Source organism: Arthrobacter jiangjiafuii (assembly GCF_018622995.1).
GTDB classification, from domain to species: Bacteria; Actinomycetota; Actinomycetes; order Actinomycetales; family Micrococcaceae; genus Arthrobacter_B; species Arthrobacter_B jiangjiafuii.
Window position 1 is genome coordinate 2,504,096 of the sequence record NZ_CP076022.1, and the last position, 14,630, is coordinate 2,518,725.

Annotated in this window: 12 protein-coding genes; 3 read left to right on the forward strand and 9 right to left on the reverse strand. The window is 68.8% G+C overall.

What is annotated here, in order from left to right; all coding sequences use genetic code 11:
• Positions 1 to 42 precede the first annotated feature (42 nt).
• Complete coding sequence (locus KKR91_RS11730) at positions 43 to 990, forward strand: serine/threonine-protein kinase (protein WP_210231601.1); 948 nt, start codon at positions 43 to 45, stop codon at positions 988 to 990.
• A gap of 115 nt (positions 991 to 1,105) precedes the next feature.
• Here KKR91_RS11730 and KKR91_RS11735 read toward each other — a convergent pair whose 3' ends face one another.
• From KKR91_RS11735 to KKR91_RS11755, 5 genes are all read right to left on the reverse strand, one after another.
• The gene (locus tag KKR91_RS11735; protein WP_210231600.1) at positions 1,106 to 1,276 is read right to left on the reverse strand and encodes a hypothetical protein; all 171 of its coding nucleotides are present in this window, start codon (positions 1,274 to 1,276) and stop codon (positions 1,106 to 1,108) included.
• A 107-nt stretch (positions 1,277 to 1,383) separates the two neighbouring features.
• Positions 1,384 to 2,757 carry an MFS transporter gene (locus tag KKR91_RS11740; protein WP_210231599.1) on the reverse strand — a complete coding sequence of 458 codons (1,374 nt, stop codon included), beginning with the start codon at positions 2,755 to 2,757 and terminating at the stop codon, positions 1,384 to 1,386.
• An 88-nt stretch (positions 2,758 to 2,845) separates the two neighbouring features.
• Positions 2,846 to 5,941, reverse strand: coding sequence for an AAA family ATPase (locus KKR91_RS11745; protein WP_210231598.1), 3,096 nt, complete (start codon positions 5,939 to 5,941; stop codon positions 2,846 to 2,848).
• The gene (locus KKR91_RS11750; protein WP_210231597.1) at positions 5,938 to 7,101 is read right to left on the reverse strand and encodes an exonuclease SbcCD subunit D; all 1,164 of its coding nucleotides are present in this window, start codon (positions 7,099 to 7,101) and stop codon (positions 5,938 to 5,940) included. Before KKR91_RS11750 ends, KKR91_RS11745 begins: the two co-directional genes overlap by 4 nt.
• Positions 7,102 to 7,228: 127 nt before the next feature.
• Positions 7,229 to 8,281, reverse strand: a complete 1,053-nt coding sequence (locus KKR91_RS11755) for an MIP/aquaporin family protein (protein WP_210231596.1) — start codon at positions 8,279 to 8,281, stop codon at positions 7,229 to 7,231.
• Between the two features lie 177 nt (positions 8,282 to 8,458).
• Between KKR91_RS11755 and KKR91_RS11760 the strand changes: the two genes are divergently transcribed.
• Entirely contained in the window at positions 8,459 to 9,577 is a 1,119-nt protein-coding gene (locus KKR91_RS11760) for an ADP-ribosylglycohydrolase family protein (protein ID WP_420481395.1), read from the forward strand.
• A gap of 48 nt (positions 9,578 to 9,625) precedes the next feature.
• Here KKR91_RS11760 and KKR91_RS11765 read toward each other — a convergent pair whose 3' ends face one another.
• The 4 genes from KKR91_RS11765 to rph form a co-directional block, all read right to left on the reverse strand.
• Entirely contained in the window at positions 9,626 to 10,636 is a 1,011-nt protein-coding gene (locus KKR91_RS11765; protein ID WP_210231594.1) for a 3'-5' exonuclease, read from the reverse strand.
• A gap of 91 nt (positions 10,637 to 10,727) precedes the next feature.
• Positions 10,728 to 11,426 carry a DedA family protein gene (locus KKR91_RS11770; RefSeq protein WP_210231593.1) on the reverse strand — a complete coding sequence of 233 codons (699 nt, stop codon included), beginning with the start codon at positions 11,424 to 11,426 and terminating at the stop codon, positions 10,728 to 10,730.
• A gap of 140 nt (positions 11,427 to 11,566) precedes the next feature.
• Positions 11,567 to 12,196 (reverse strand): RdgB/HAM1 family non-canonical purine NTP pyrophosphatase, encoded by a 630-nt coding sequence (gene rdgB / locus KKR91_RS11775; RefSeq protein WP_210231592.1) that lies wholly within the window; start codon positions 12,194 to 12,196, stop codon positions 11,567 to 11,569.
• The gene (rph, locus tag KKR91_RS11780) at positions 12,193 to 12,969 is read right to left on the reverse strand and encodes a ribonuclease PH (RefSeq protein WP_210231591.1); all 777 of its coding nucleotides are present in this window, start codon (positions 12,967 to 12,969) and stop codon (positions 12,193 to 12,195) included. Before rph ends, rdgB begins: the two co-directional genes overlap by 4 nt.
• A gap of 189 nt (positions 12,970 to 13,158) precedes the next feature.
• Here rph and KKR91_RS11785 point away from each other — a divergent pair, with 189 nt between their 5' ends.
• Positions 13,159 to 14,622 (forward strand): alpha/beta hydrolase family protein, encoded by a 1,464-nt coding sequence (locus tag KKR91_RS11785; RefSeq protein ID WP_210231590.1) that lies wholly within the window; start codon positions 13,159 to 13,161, stop codon positions 14,620 to 14,622.
• Positions 14,623 to 14,630 lie beyond the last annotated feature (8 nt).

Sequence of the window (14,630 nt, forward strand, 5' to 3'; positions counted from 1 at the left end):
CCGCTTTCTTGCTTCTTCGATAATTCCCTCTAGGAGGACTCAGTGGATGTACTCCTGGGGCGGCGATACCGGACCGTTGAACTCATCGGCTCCGGCGGCGCGGCATCGGTCTACCGTGCGGTGGATGAGAACCTTGGCCGCGAGGTGGCCGTCAAGATGTTCCGCCCCAGTGTGAACGAGGATGACGAGAACCGCCGCCAGCAAACCGAGACCCTCCTGCTGGCCACCCTGAACCATCCCGGGCTGGTGACCCTGCTGGATGCCGGCAGCCATGAGGAAGAGGACGGGCGGACGGCTTCGTTCCTGGTGATGGAACTGGTGGACGGCCCTGATCTGCGCCGCACACTGGAGTCCGGCCCGCTGACTCCGGCCGGCACCGCCTCGCTCGGTGCAGACCTGGCAGATGCCCTGAACTATGTGCACTCCAACGGCGTGATCCACCGCGACGTCAAGCCGGCGAACATCCTGCTCTATCCGCAGGCAGAGAACGACACCCGGCTTTATCCAAAGCTGACCGACTTCGGGATTGCCCGGATGACTGAGGCAACCCAGGCAACGGCCCATGGTGCCACAATTGGCACTGCGAACTACCTGAGCCCGGAACAGGCGCTGGGTGGCGCCGTCGAACCGCGCACCGACATCTATTCACTCGGCCTGGTACTGCTGGAGTGCATCACCGGAGTGAAGGCCTTCCCCGGCCCGATCGTGGAATCCGCCGTCGCACGCCTGGTCCGCGATCCGGAGATTCCGGCGGAACTGGGCACCGACTGGGTGGAGCTGCTTCGCGCCATGACCGCCAGGACGGTTGAAGCCCGCCCGGAAGCGCACGACGCCGCTGCCGCCCTGCGTGCGCTGGCCGTCGAACCGGAAGTCCTGCAGCAGTTTGTTGAGCAGGCCGAAGCCGGTCCCGACGACGCCATCACCGGGGGCGTCACCACCGGCAATGTGTTCATTCCGCTGCCGCCGGCGCATGCTCCCAGCCTCGGCTGAGCCGGCTGCGGCACAAGCACCAGCCGCCAGCACGGAGCCAGGCAGCAGGCAGGCAAAACAAAGCCCGGACCGGGAAGTTGATCCCGTCCGGGCTTTGCCGCGTCTGGCGCTGCTGTTACTTGGATCCGCCCTCGGCGGATTCCTGGTCTTCCTCAGGCTCAAAGTTCGAGGGTACGTCGGTGCTTGCAGCCGCCACGCCGTCCTCGGTGTCAGGGATGGTCCCCTCCGGGCCGGTGGTCTCCCCGCTGTCCTTGGCGTGGTCGTTGGCCTTGTTTTCGCTGCCCATGGTGGGTCTCCTCGTCCGCTGCGGCTCCGCCGAATTTCCGGCGCTTCCTTCGATACTAAGCCACCTGAGCACTGCCTCGACAGCGGCGGCATGAACGTCGGCGCCCGCTATACCCGGCGGCGGGCCTTGACGGCCCACTGCGTGCACAGGCTCAGCAGCAGCAGCGTGGCCGCGGCACCGACGCTGACCAGGAAGGCGGCCTGGTGGCCATGGCTGTCTGCCAGCCCGCCGGCAAGGGATGCGCCCAGTGCGGTTCCGGCCACCAGCCCCGAGGCCAGCATGGTCATCACCGTACTCATCAGCTGCCGCGGCGCAACGACGGCGCCGATACCAAAGATGCTCACCATTGTCGGCCCCACGGGGATGCCGAGGACAAAGAGCGCGACCAGCATGGTCGGAATATCCGCCGGCAACAGCAGCAGCAGCGAGAACGCCGTCATCGCCGCTGCGGACGCCACCCAGCGGGTGGCCGGGCCGAAGCGCTCGGGCCAGAAGGCTACGGACAGGGCCGCAGCCGCCGAGCTGATGCCCATGACCGCATACAGCAGGCCGGCTGCGGTGGAAACATTGAAGACCCCACCGAACGCGGTCAGGCTGGTCTGGGTGCCACCGAAGAACGTACCCATGGACACCATGCCCAGCACGGGCAGCGCGATCAGCAGCCAATCGGCGCGCGGCGCCTTTTCCTTCGGTGCGGTATCGGAGGTTTCCTGTCCGGCCGGTGTGGGCGCCTGGGTACGGCGCGCCGGGACGACAGCCCGGACGGTGGGATGCACGGCGAAGGCGGCGACCATGCTGAGCGTCAGCGCTGCGGCAATGGCAAGCGGCAGCCACGGGGCGACGACGGCCGCCAACAGCCCGACCAGTGCCGGACCGAGCACAAAGCTCAGTTCATCGGCGGTGCTTTCGTAGGACATCGCGGTATCCAAATCCCGGGCTCCGACCGTCTTGGATTCCGCCCGGCGGGAAGTCATGGCCATCCACCGCACACGCGCCAGCGGACCCACCTGGGGACAGGTGGCTCCCATGACGAAGGCGGCAACGAGGACACCCAGCGCAGAATCGGCGTCCGGCAGCAGATAGGCCATAAAGAGGACCAGGGCTGTTGCCAGCGGATTGACGACGGCGGCGGCCAGCAATACCGGCCGCTGGCCGATGCGGTCCGCCACGAAGCCCAGCACCGGAGCTCCGATGGCCGAGCCGATGCCGACGGCGCCGGCGGCCAGGCCTCCGGTGGCATAGGAACCTGTGACGCTGGTGACCAGGGTGAGGGCTCCGACGGTCAGCATGGCCAATGGCAGGCGGGCCAGGAAGGCTACGGGAATGAACCCCCGGCCGGCGAGCGCAAAGATCCGTGCGTAACGGCCGGACGTCGGTTCAGGGGATGGCTCCTGCGGCGCCGGTGGCGGGGTGGCAGGAAGCGGGGATGCAGCGGACGCGGACAGAGGCGCCGCCGGGGTTGCCGGGGAAAGGTTGCTCATTTGATTCCAAACACGTTTCAGCGCGCACCGTCCCCCCTCCCGATGCGCCCAACCCGGCTACCCCACAACTTTACCTCCTATCGTGTGCTTAGACGCCCACCGGATCTCCCGCCGAGAACCGCACGGAGGAACCATGCCTGCCCTTGGTGATCTGCAGCTGTGCCCCGATCCGCTGCTTCATTTCGGCGACGTGGCTGACGAGTCCCACCACGCGGCCGCCGTCCCGCAGCCCCTCCAACGCGTCCATCACCTGTTCCAGCGAGCTGTCATCCAGGCTGCCGAATCCCTCGTCCACGAAGAGGGTCTCGATACTGACACCGCCTGCTTCCTGCTGCACGACGTCGGCCAGTCCCAGGGCCAGGGCCAGCGACGCCATAAAGCTCTCCCCGCCGGAAAGCGTGGAGGTGTCGCGGTGCTGCCCGGTCCAGGCATCGGTCACGTGCAGGCCCAGCCCGGCCTTCTTGTTGCCGGAGGTGGAATCGCTGTGCACCAGCGCGTACCGGCCGCCGGTCATGGCCGACAGCCGCTCGGTTGCCGCTGCCGCCACCTGTTCCAGCCGGGCAGCCAGGACGTAGGTACTCAGGGTCATCTTGTAGCCGTTTTCGCCCAGCCCCCTGGCTGTGTCTGCCACTGACCGCAGCAGGTCGTACCGCTGCTCCAAGGGGCGGATGCGTTCGGCCGCCTCGGAGAGTTCCCGGCCGTAGGCCCGGAGCGCGGTGGTGGAGGCTTCCAACAGGCCCAGCTGCACGGCGCACCGGGTGAGCCGGCCCCGCGCTGCTTCGGCTTCATCGGCGGCCAGCACCAGGTCTTCCTCGTCGGGAACCGGCAGCGGCTCGCCTTCACCGTCCAGGGCCGCGGCGGAGTCCACGCCTTCACGGCGCAGCGCCAGCCGCTGTTCCTCCTGGTCGCAGGCGGAAACGGACTCCCGGTAGGAGGCGGCCGTGGGGCCGTCGAGGAGTGCATCGCGCACGGCCTGGGCGGAATCGAAAATCGAACCCTCCAGCGCCGCGGCCAGTTCCTGCCGGGCGGAGGCCGCATTCTCCCGGGCCGTGTCCCGGTCTGCGAGGGCGCGGCGGGCAGCTTCCGCGAGGGTGCGCAGGCCGGTAAGGGAAGCCACCCTCTGGGCAAGGCTCGTGAACCCGTCGCGGGCACCGTCCACCCTGCCGCGCAGATCGGCGATCTGCCGCCGGGCTGATACACACTGCTCTTCGGCCTGGGCTGCAGCAAGCCGGGCCGCTGATTCGGCCTCTGCCAGCCGGTCCAGCTCGGCGGCCAGTTCCGCTGCGCGTTCCAGTGCGGCGGCGAGTTCACCGGCCGCCTCCACAGTGCTTTCCACGCCGGCGGCAGCAGCCTGTTCCCGCGCCTGGGCCTGCTCCGGATCGCCGTCGCCGCCCTGGATCCGCAGTTCGGCAACCCGGCGGTTGAGGTCGTCTGCCTGCAGCCTGGCCGTTTCAAAGTCCTGTTCGGCGGCCTCGGTGAGCAGGCGTGCCTGCTCCTCGTCCTGCTTGCTGACAGCGTTCTCGCCGTCCGGCAGGGAGGCCGGCGCCGGATGTTCGGTACTGCCGCAGACCGGGCAGCCGCAGCCGTCCTGGAGCGTGCCGGCAAGTTCTGCCGCTGCCTGCTCCAGCCTGCGCTGCAGTTTGTCCTGCCATTCCTGGCGCCTGTCCTGGTACGCCCCGCGGCGCTGTGCTGCAACCGTGTCGGCTGCCGCGGCGTCGGCTGCGGCCTGGGCATACTCCCGGACCGCGAGCATCACGGCCCGTGCCTGCTCCAGTTCGGCGCGGGCGGACTCGCCTCGGGATGCTCTCTCCCGCAGGGCCTCCAGCTCCCGGGCCAGCTCCTTCTCTTCGGTCTGCAGCTGGCCAGCTGCCTGGGCGGCGGCGGCGGCTTCAGCGCGGCGGGTTTCACCGCGGCCGACGGCGTCCGCGAGTTCCGCTTCCAGTGCACTGATCCGCTGTTCCTCTGAAAGGGCCGCTTCCGCCGCCCCCAGCTCCGTAGTCAGGCGGGCATCCGCTGCTGCAAGGGCTGCGGCCTGGTCCTCTTCCGCTGCCTCCGCCAAGAACCCGTAGCCGGGTCCCTGCGGATGGGCGGCGAGTGCGTCCAGCGCCTGGGCCGCGGCCTCTTCCCGGGCCTTGAGCCGAAGGTCCGCGCTGTCCGCTGCCCGCAGGTAGCCGTTCAGTGCGTCGGCCTGGGCGTGCTGTGCCAGGGCCGCCCGCAGGGGCTGGACCATTTCACGCTGACCCAGGTGTTCGGCCTCGTCGCGCTCGAGCTGCACACGGGCAATGCCCCGGGCACGCCGTTGCTCAACATCCTGCTGCGCAGCCTCCGCCTCCTGCAGGGCCACGGCAAGAGCGGCATGTTCCTGCCGGGTCCGGGCGGCCCGGGCCGCCAGGGTGCGGCGGAATTCCTCCACCGCCGCGGTGTCACCGGCCTCCGCGTCCGCAGCGGCGGCGCCGCCGTCGTCGTCGCCTTTTGCTTCACCAACATCGGCATCGGCGTCGGCTTCTGCCCAGCGCACCATTTCGTCGCGGGCCCGCCGCAGCACGTGCTCGGACTCGGTACGCGCGTCCTTGAGTTCCTCGGAGGCGGCGGCGAGGTCGTCCTTGAGCTGCCGTTCGATGTCTTCGAAGCGGGTGGTGCCAAAAAGCTTCTGCAGCAGGTCCGCGCGGGTGCCGGCGTCGGCCCGCAGGAAGGCGGCAAAGTCCCCCTGGGGCAGCATCACCACCCGGGTGAACTGCTCCTTGTTCATCCCCATCAGCGCCAGGATCTCGGCCCCGGCTTCATCGTTGCGGGCGGATTTTGCCACCCATTCCCCGTTGATGAGTTCGCGCAGGGTGGTGTGGGCCTGCTCCGGCACGGTCTTTCCGGTGCCGCGTTTGGCCGGCCGGTCCCACGCAGGGTTGCGGACCACTTCCAGGCGGCGCTCCCCGGAGCTGAACTCCAGCAGCACCTCAGGGGCGGTCTCCGGCGCGGCGTGGTCGCTGCGGAGCCGTTTAGCCGTTTGCCGGGCACCGGGAACCCCGCCGTACAGGGCGTAGCAGATCGCATCGAGGATGCTGGTCTTACCTGCTCCGGTGGGCCCGTTCAGCAGGAACAGGCCGTGGGCGCCGAGCTCGTCGAAGTCGATGACCTGGCGGTCGGCGAAGGGGCCGAAGGCCTGGATTTCGAGCCGGTGGATCCTCATTGCGCTGCCTCCGTTGAGGAGACCTTCGTGAGGATCTCCGCGAAGAGGGCCTTCTCCTGCTGATCGGCCTTCCGGGAGCGCACGTGGTCCAGGAAACCGCAGCAGATCTCGAGGTCGTCGGTGGCCTTGGCCAGCCGCTGGCTGTAGGTCTGGTTCGCTGCCCGGGGGCCGGAGGCGGGCTCGAAGGCCAGCACCAGGGTGTCGGGGAACCTGGCACGCAGGGAGTCCATGGCTTTCGCCGGGCGCTCGTCGTCGGTCAGGGTGACCTGGCAGTACGCTTCTTCGGCCCAGGCAAGCTCCGGGTCCGCGAGCAGCTGCGCGAGTGTCCCCCGCAGCACCGCGAGCCGGCGCGGGGCCGGCCACAGGACCGGCTCCACCGAGACCAGGGCTTCACCGTCAAACTCCACCAGCAGTCCGCCCTTCTCCTGCCTCGCTTCCGAGAAGGAATAGGGCAGCGGAGACCCGCTGTAGCGGACCGACGGGCTCAGTTCCTGGCGCCCGTGCAGATGGCCCAGCGCGGTATAGGAAAAGCTGTCGAAGAGATCCAGCGGCACTGCCCCCACTCCACCAACTGTGAGGTCGCGTTCGCTGTCCGAGGTGATGCCGCCGCTGGCGAAGACGTGGGCCATGGCCACCGGCTGCACCGGCAGCCCGTCGTCGGTGCGGCGCTGCACATCGGCGCTGATCCGCCGGAGCGCTTCGGCCACCACGGTGGCATGGTGCGGGTTCTCCACGCCGAGTTCCGGGGCGGCAAGCCGCGGTTCCAGGTACGGAATCCCGTAGACGGCAACGGGAACCCCGCCGGTTTCCAGCAGGACCGGCTCGGCGATCTCGCTGATCCGGGTCCGCAGGTACACGCCGCCGCGTTCGAAGATACGGCTGCCAAAGCCCAGGCGGGCGGCGGAGTCATGGTTGCCGCTGGAGAGGATGACCTTGGCTCCCGCAGCGGTGATCTTCTCCAGGGCCGAGTCAAGCAGGCGCACGACGTCGACGCCGGGCAGTGCGCGGTCGTAAACGTCGCCGGCAATCAGGACCGCGTCCACCTGCCGCTCCCGGACGGTGTCCACGAGGGCGTCGATGAACTGCTGCTGGGCGCCAAGCATCCCCACGCCGTGGAAGGAGCGGCCCAAATGCCAGTCGGAGGTGTGCAGTAATCGCATACCAATAAAACTACCTCCCGGCGCTGACACTCCCGGGACGCGCCGGGCATGAGAACGCCCACCCCCTTCCGCGGCGGTGTGCCGCGGCCGGGGGTGGGCGCCGGTATTGCCCGGAAAGGGCCGAAGGTCAGGCCTTCGGCGTGCCGGGGCGGCCCGATTCGTCGCCGTCGGCGTCAAAGAAGCCACGCGCCTCCGCGTCGGGGTCGCGGCGGTTTCCCGCACCGGCGGAGCCTGCAGTTGCAGCGGAATCGGCGGACGCCGTGGTCGCACCGGCAGTGGACTGAGCAGGCTTGTCCACCTTCATCTTGGCCGGCTTCTGTGCGGCGTGGGCGTCCTCGGCGGTGGTCTCGTCGATGTCGCCGTCGTAGTCCTCGTCGTCATGGTCAATCTCATCGGCCCCGCCGGTTTTGACACTGCCGGCAACGGTGAGGTCGATGCTGCGGTAGATCAGCCCGGCGATCAGGGCGCCCAGGACGGGAGCCGCCCAGAACAGCCAGAGCTGTTCCAGGGCAGTGGTCTCGGAGAAGAGCGCGAAAGCCGTGGAACGGGCGGGGTTCAGGGAACCGCCGGTGAGGGGCGTCAGGACGGTCAGGAGCACCACGTAGGTGACACCCACGGCAAACGCTGCGGTGGAGGCCGCGCGGCGGCCTGAGGTTGCGCCCAGGAATACCGCGGCCAGCAGTCCGGTGGCAACAACCTCGGCCAGCAGGGCGCTGGCGAGCGGGAAGCCGAGGCCGTATTCACTGCCGTAGCCGTTGGCCAGGGCCGTGAAGATCTGCCGGGTTTCGGAGAGCTCGGGGTGGCCCTGGAACACGACCCACAGGATGGCGACGGCCAGCAGGGCGCCGACCAGCTGCGCCAGGACGTAAACGGGCAGGGCCTTCCACGAGGTGCGTCCCGCTGCGGCGCTGGCCAGGCTGATGGCCGGGTTGAAGTGGCCGCCGGAAACATAGCCGAAGCCCACCATGGCCGCAGCTACTGCGAGTCCCACGGCCAGCGGCATCGATATACCGCCGGTGCCGCCGAGGACTCCCACGGAGACCGCGAAGACCAGGACGAAGGAACCTACTGCCTCGGCGGCGCTCCTGCCCAGCAGGCCGTAGTTGTCCAGACGCTTAAGGGGTGCGGTGGCAGGGTGCGCAACTCGTGCGCCGCCTGCGGAGTTGGGCTCAGCGTTCATTCGCAAAAAGTGTCCTCTTCTAGATGGTGTGGCACGGCGGTCTCCCCGGGAGGGGCAGCCGCCGCCGGGCCCGCCGCATGGAAACCATGAGACGGGCAAACTCACCCAGCTTTCCATTGGCTGCTGTGAAGATGCTGAAGGCTCGCTGTGACGGCGGGGCTGGATATGCTTGGAAGCGTGAGCCTGAACCCCGAAAACCCGCCCCGGACCGAACCTTCGGCCCTGGACAGCGGCGAGTCCTCCTTCCATCTTCCCCTCGAGGGACAAGCAGGAAAAGTGTTCGGCGCCTTGTTGGGCGGCGCCTTGGGCGATGCCCTGGGATACGCCGTCGAATTCTCCCCGGCTGCGGAGATCAGCGCGGCCTTTGGCCCGGACGGGCTGCGGGACTTTGCGGCCCTGCCGGCCCCCGTTCCCTTTTCCGACGACACCCAGATGACTCTCTATACGCTCGACGGGTTGCTCGAAGCCCTTGAATGGGCCAATCAGGGCGTGGGCGCCGACGAAACCGCGTGCATCTGGCTGGCCTACCTGCGCTGGCTGAAGACCCAGGGCGTGGCGCTGGACCCGGCCGCTCCGTCGCCTCCGCTGCGGTGGATCGACACGCAGGCTGTGCTGCACCACCGCCGGGCTCCCGGCAACGCCTGCCTGTCCGGGTTGTCCGGGCCGGACATGGGAACCACTTTCCGCCCCGTCAACCCCGATTCGAAGGGCTGCGGCACCGTGATGCGCTCCGCGCCCTTCGGGCTGCTCCCCTATGTGGAGCCGGAAATGGTGTACCGCCTGAGTCAGGACGCCGCTGCGCTGACGCACGGGCACCCCTCGGCCCTGCACAGCGCCGCGGTGTTCAGTGTCCTGATCCACGATCTCCTGGCCCCGGAGGCCTCGCTGCAGGATGCCGCCGAGTCCGCCGTGCGCCGGGCGGGTGAGAGCGGTGTTCCCGAGCTTGCCGCGCGGCTGGCCGACGCCGTCGCGCTGGCCGGCAGCGGTCCGGTCTCTCCCGCGGAACTCACCGCCGCCCTGGGGGCAGGCTGGGTGGCGGAAGAGGCGCTGGCCATCGGCGTGTATGCCGCGCTGGCCACCTCGGGCGCGGGTACGCCGCAGGAGCACTTCCGCGCCGCGGTGGCCCTGGCAGTGAACCACGACGGAGACAGCGACTCGACCGGTTCCATCACCGGCAACATCGTGGGCACCCTCCACGGAGCGGCCGCACTGCCCACTGATTGGCTGGAGGCATTGGAGGGCCGGGAGGTTATCGAGGAACTCGCCCGGCAGTTCCTCAAGGCCACCACCGGCTAAGCCGCCAGCAGCTGGACGGCTGCCGCTCGACGGCTGCCGGCTCGACGGCTACTGGCTGGAGGCGGGCCAGGTGCCGCCGATCATCTGCAGGAACTCCGCCTCGGAGAGGACTTCGATGCGCTGGCCCTTGCCATGCAGGTCAAGGACCCGGCGGGCCTTGCCCGTCAGGACGCCGTTGCGCAGGTCTCCGGCCTCGAAGCCGTCACCCATCACCAGCATGGTGGTGGCACGGGTGACGTTGGAGGCGGGCCGTGCGCCCAGATCGGCAGCGGAGTTCTTGGCGGACTGCCGGGACATCCCGAGGTTGCCGCTGAAGACCACGGTGTGGCCAAAGAGCGGGTGCCCGGGATCGGCCAGCGGATTCGGCGGCGGGTTCTCCCCCTCCGAGGGCCAGCCGGCCCATCCGGTGGCAACGGCCTTGGCCTCCGAACCGGTGCCGCGTTCCAGCGCTGCGCGGGTCGCCTTGGACAGGGTATCGACGCCGGGAACGTAGGCTTCCAGCCGCGACGGCACCATCCCCTGGAGCGCGAAGAAACCGGCCATGTCCGCGGCTCCGCTGCGGCGGACGATGTCCAGCATGATCCCGGCACAGGCGCGGGAGTCCTCGACGGCGTCGTGGTGGTTGCGCAGCGGGACTCCGGCGGCCTCCGCCGCGAAGGGCAGCGAGTGCGAGACCAGACTGTAGGTGCGCCGGGAGTGCACCACGGAACAGGTGTAGTCGTAGGCGGGACCGGGCAGGTTCGAGACTTCAAGGGCCGAGCGGATCACTCCCATGTCGAACGCGGCGTTGTGCGCCACCAGCAGATCCGACCCGATGAAGGCTCCGATTTCCGGAAACAGCTCGCCGAAGCGCGGGGCGCCGGCCACCATGTCTGCTTCAATACCGTGGATCCGCACGTTGCGGCGGTCAAAGAAGTCGTGCCCCTCGGGCGGGCGCATCAGCCAGGAGGCCTCGTCGACGATCGCGCCGTCGCGCACCTTGACCAGCCCCACCGAACACGGGGATCCGCGGAACCCGTTGGCCGTTTCGAAGTCAATGGCCGTGAATTCAATTCCCACGCGGTGTTCGGTTCCTTATGCGGCAGTGCGGATTAATCGGATGAAGCGGATGAAAAGGCAGACCAGCTCAGGCGGGAATGCCGGGCGGAGGCTACTCCCCCTCGACCGGCTCCGGCGGCCGGACGGACTTTTTGCGCCGATAGGAACGGACCTTGCTCACCACGAACCAGACGGCCACCAGGATGCAGGCGACGATCACGATCTTCTGGAAGACACCCGCGTATTCCTCGACGATGTGCCAGCTTTCCCCGAGGTAAAACCCGGAGAAAACGAAGATTGAGTTCCAGATGAGGCTTCCGGCCGTGGTCAGGCCCAGGAATTTCCACACCGGCATGCGTTCGATGCCCGCGGGAATGGAAATAAGGCTGCGGAAGATCGGGATCATGCGGCCGAAGAACACGGCCTTGTAGCCGTGGCGGTTGAACCACGCCTCGACCTTGTCCACGTCCTCGAGATCGACCAGCGGCACCTTGGAGACGAGGCGACGCATGCGGTCCCGTCCCAGCCAGGCGCCCAGGAGATACAGGGCCAGGGCGCCGATCACGGAGCCCAGGGTGGTCCAGATAAGTGCCGCGGGGAGGGAAAAGTTTCCCTGGCTGGCAGCGAACCCGGCCAGCGGCAGGATTACTTCGCTGGGCAGCGGCGGGAAGAGGTTTTCAAGGGCGATGGCCAGGCCGGCGCCCGGGGCGCCGATGGCCTCCATGATGTTGACGGCCCACTCCGCGACCCCTCCCAGCGCCGATCCGTCGGTACTGGCGGTGGCAACTGAGGTAAGGATCTGTGTAGTCATATTGCCCCCAATTCTGCCCTAAGAACCGTCCAGGGCGGAAACCCGGACCCGCCGGCGGGGCAGCCCGGGAGCTTTCCGGAGCCGCTGACCCGCCTGCGGGCCCGGGCAGACCGGTTGGTTACCGGCCGCCCCCTCACGGCTCAGGCCAGGGCATCCACGATGGCCGGCAGCAGGGCCCGGAAGGCTTGTCCGCGGTGGCTGATGGCGTTTTTCTCCTCGGGCGCCAGTTCAGCGGCACTGCGGTTCATCCCCGCCGGCTGCAGTATTGGGTCGTACCCGAATCCCCCGGTTCCCCGCGGTTCTGTGAGAAGCGTCCCACGGAGCTCTGCGCGCTCCACCACGGCGGCGCCGTCGGGCATGGCCAGGGCTGCGGCGCAGACAAATGCCGCCCCGCGGTTCGCCGCCGGGATGTCCGCCAGCTGGGCCAGCAGCAGGTCCAGGTTTGCAGCGTCGTCGCCGTGCCGGCCGGACCAGCGGGCCGAGAAGATGCCGGGCGCGCCGCCGAGCACGTCCACGGCCAGCCCCGAGTCGTCGGCAATGGCGGCCAGGCCGGTGGCAGCTGCCACCGCACGGGCCTTCAGCAGGGAATTCTCTTCGAAGGTGACTCCCGTTTCGGGCACGTCCGGCACTCCGGCGGTCGCCGCATCGATCACTTGGGTGTCGACGTCGAGCCCTTCAATCCGTCCGCGCAGCAGCTCGCGCAGTTCCCGGAGCTTGCCGGGGTTGCGCGTGGCCAGGACCAGCCGGGCGCTGGCGGGAACGCCGCTCATGCGGTTTCCGCCAGGGTGCGGCGCTGGATCCCGGCCAGTTCGGTGGTGCCCAGCAGCGCCAGGTCCAGCAGGGCGTTCAGTTCGTCGCGGTCAAACGGGGCGCCTTCGGCGGTGCCCTGGACCTCGACGAACTTCCCGGAACCGGTCACCACCACGTTCATGTCGGTCTCGGCGCGGACATCCTCCACGTACGGCAGGTCCAGCATCGGCACGCCGTCGATGATGCCCACGCTGATCGCGGAGACGGTGTCCAGCAGCGGCTGCGCGTTGCGGGCGATGAGCTTGTTCTCCTTGGCCCAGGCCAGTGCGTCTGCCAGCGCGACATAGGCGCCGGTGATCGCGGCGGTGCGGGTGCCGCCGTCTGCCTGCAGGACGTCACAGTCCAGGACGATGGTGTTCTCGCCCAGGGCCTTGGTGTCGATGATGGAGCGCAGCGAGCGGCCGATCAGCCGGGAAATCTCATGGGTGCGGCCGCCAAGCTTGCCCTTGACCGATTCGCGGGCGTTGCGGGTGTTCGTGGCCCGGGGCAGCATGGCGTATTCGGCAGTGACCCAGCCGGTGCCTTCGCCCTTGAGCCAGCGCGGCACGCCGGGGGTCAGGGAGGCGGTGCACAGCACCTTGGTGTTGCCGAATTCGATCAGCGCGGAGCCTTCCGCCTGCTTGGACCAGCCGCGGGTGATGGTAACGCTGCGCAGCTGGTCGGGGGTGCGGCCGTCCGAGCGGACGACGGCGGCGGGCGTAGCGGAAACAGGGCTGTTTGAGGCGGTTGTCATGGCCCCAGTCTATCGGCCGGACGGTCTGCGCCGGGCGGGCGGGTTTGGCCATAACCCGCCCCTACCCTTCCCAGCCCGGAGCCTGGGCCCCTAGGGTGTCGCCGTACCATCCAGAGCCCCCAATCCGTCCTGGACCGGGCCGGAGCCGGGCAGCACCTCCTGCAATGACGCAGAAAGGAACGGCCGCACATGCGCAGACTGACATCTTTGGGGGTTGCCGTTTCGCTGGCCCTGGCGGCGGCACCGGCAATGGCCACAGCGGTTGAACCCGCGGTCACGGAAGCCGCCGTCACGGAGCTCGGCGGAACGCTTCCCGGCGGAGCTACGTGGGCAGCGGAACTGCCGCAGGACTGGAACGGCACGCTGGTGCTCTACAGTCACGGCTTCCGGCCCGGACCCGACAACCCGGCCTGGGACCCGGGCTTTGACTCCACTGCCCAGGCACTGACCGACAGGGGGTTCGCGGTGGCATCCTCGTCCTACGCGGCCCCCGGCTGGGCGCTGGGAACCGCGGTGGCGGACCAGCTGGGCACCCTGGCTGCCTTCTCCTCGGCGGCGGGCGAGCCCGCCCGGACCATCGCCTTCGGCACCTCGATGGGAGGCCTGGTCAGCAGCCTGATCGCGGAAACCCCGGACAGCGGAGTGGACGGAGCGGTGAGCACCTGCGGCCTGCTGGGCGGCGGGATCAACCTGAACAATTACCAGTTGGACGGCATTCATGCGCTCGCCGAGCTGCTCCTGCCGGGTACTGCGCTGCAGCTGACCGGGTTCCGCACCGCCGAGGAAGCCGGCGTCACCATCAACGCCCTGATGGGGGCGGTACAGCAGGCACAGGCGACACCGGGGGGCCGGGCCCGGCTGGCGCTGGCGGCGGCCCTGATGAACACGCCGACCTGGTTCAGCGGGGACACGGCGCCGGGCAGGAAGGATTATGCCGCCCAGCAGGAGGCACAGTACAACTGGCTGCTGCAGACCATCCCGTTTGTGGTCGGCTCACGTGTCTCGATTGTCCAAGCCGCCGACGGCGACAGCGGCTGGAACCAGGGCGTGGACTACGGCTCCCTGCTGTGGGACTCGGAGCAGCGGGGGCAGGTCAAGGCGCTGTACCGCAGCGCCGGACTGGATCTGCAGGGTGATCTTGGCACCCTCACCGCCGCAGCGGACATACCGCCGGATCCGCAGGCCCTCGAGTGGATGGACCGTACCTCGACCCCGCATGGGGAGCTCCTGATGCCGGTGCTGACGATGCATACGCTGGCCGACATCCTGGCCCCGGTGGAGTACATGGAGGAATACGAGGAGACTGTCGCGGACGCTGGCGCAGGCCGGCTGCTGCGCCAGGCCTACATCGAGCGGACCGGTCACTGCACGTTCACCGATGCAGAACGGGTCGCCGCGGTGCTGGCCATGGACGAACGCCTGGAGACCGGACGCTGGGCGAACCTGGCTGAACCCCGGCAGCTTGACCGCTCGGCGGAGTCATTGGGACTGGGTGAAGCGGACTTCATCAGGTATCGTCCCGCGGAGTTCGTCAACGATCGTGAATACCCGCAGATTCCGGGCGATGAGGACGGGGACGGGGACGGTCACGGTCATGGTCACGGCCACGGGAAGGGCCAGGGGAAGGGCCATGGTCATGGGAAGGGCAGCTAGCGCGGACT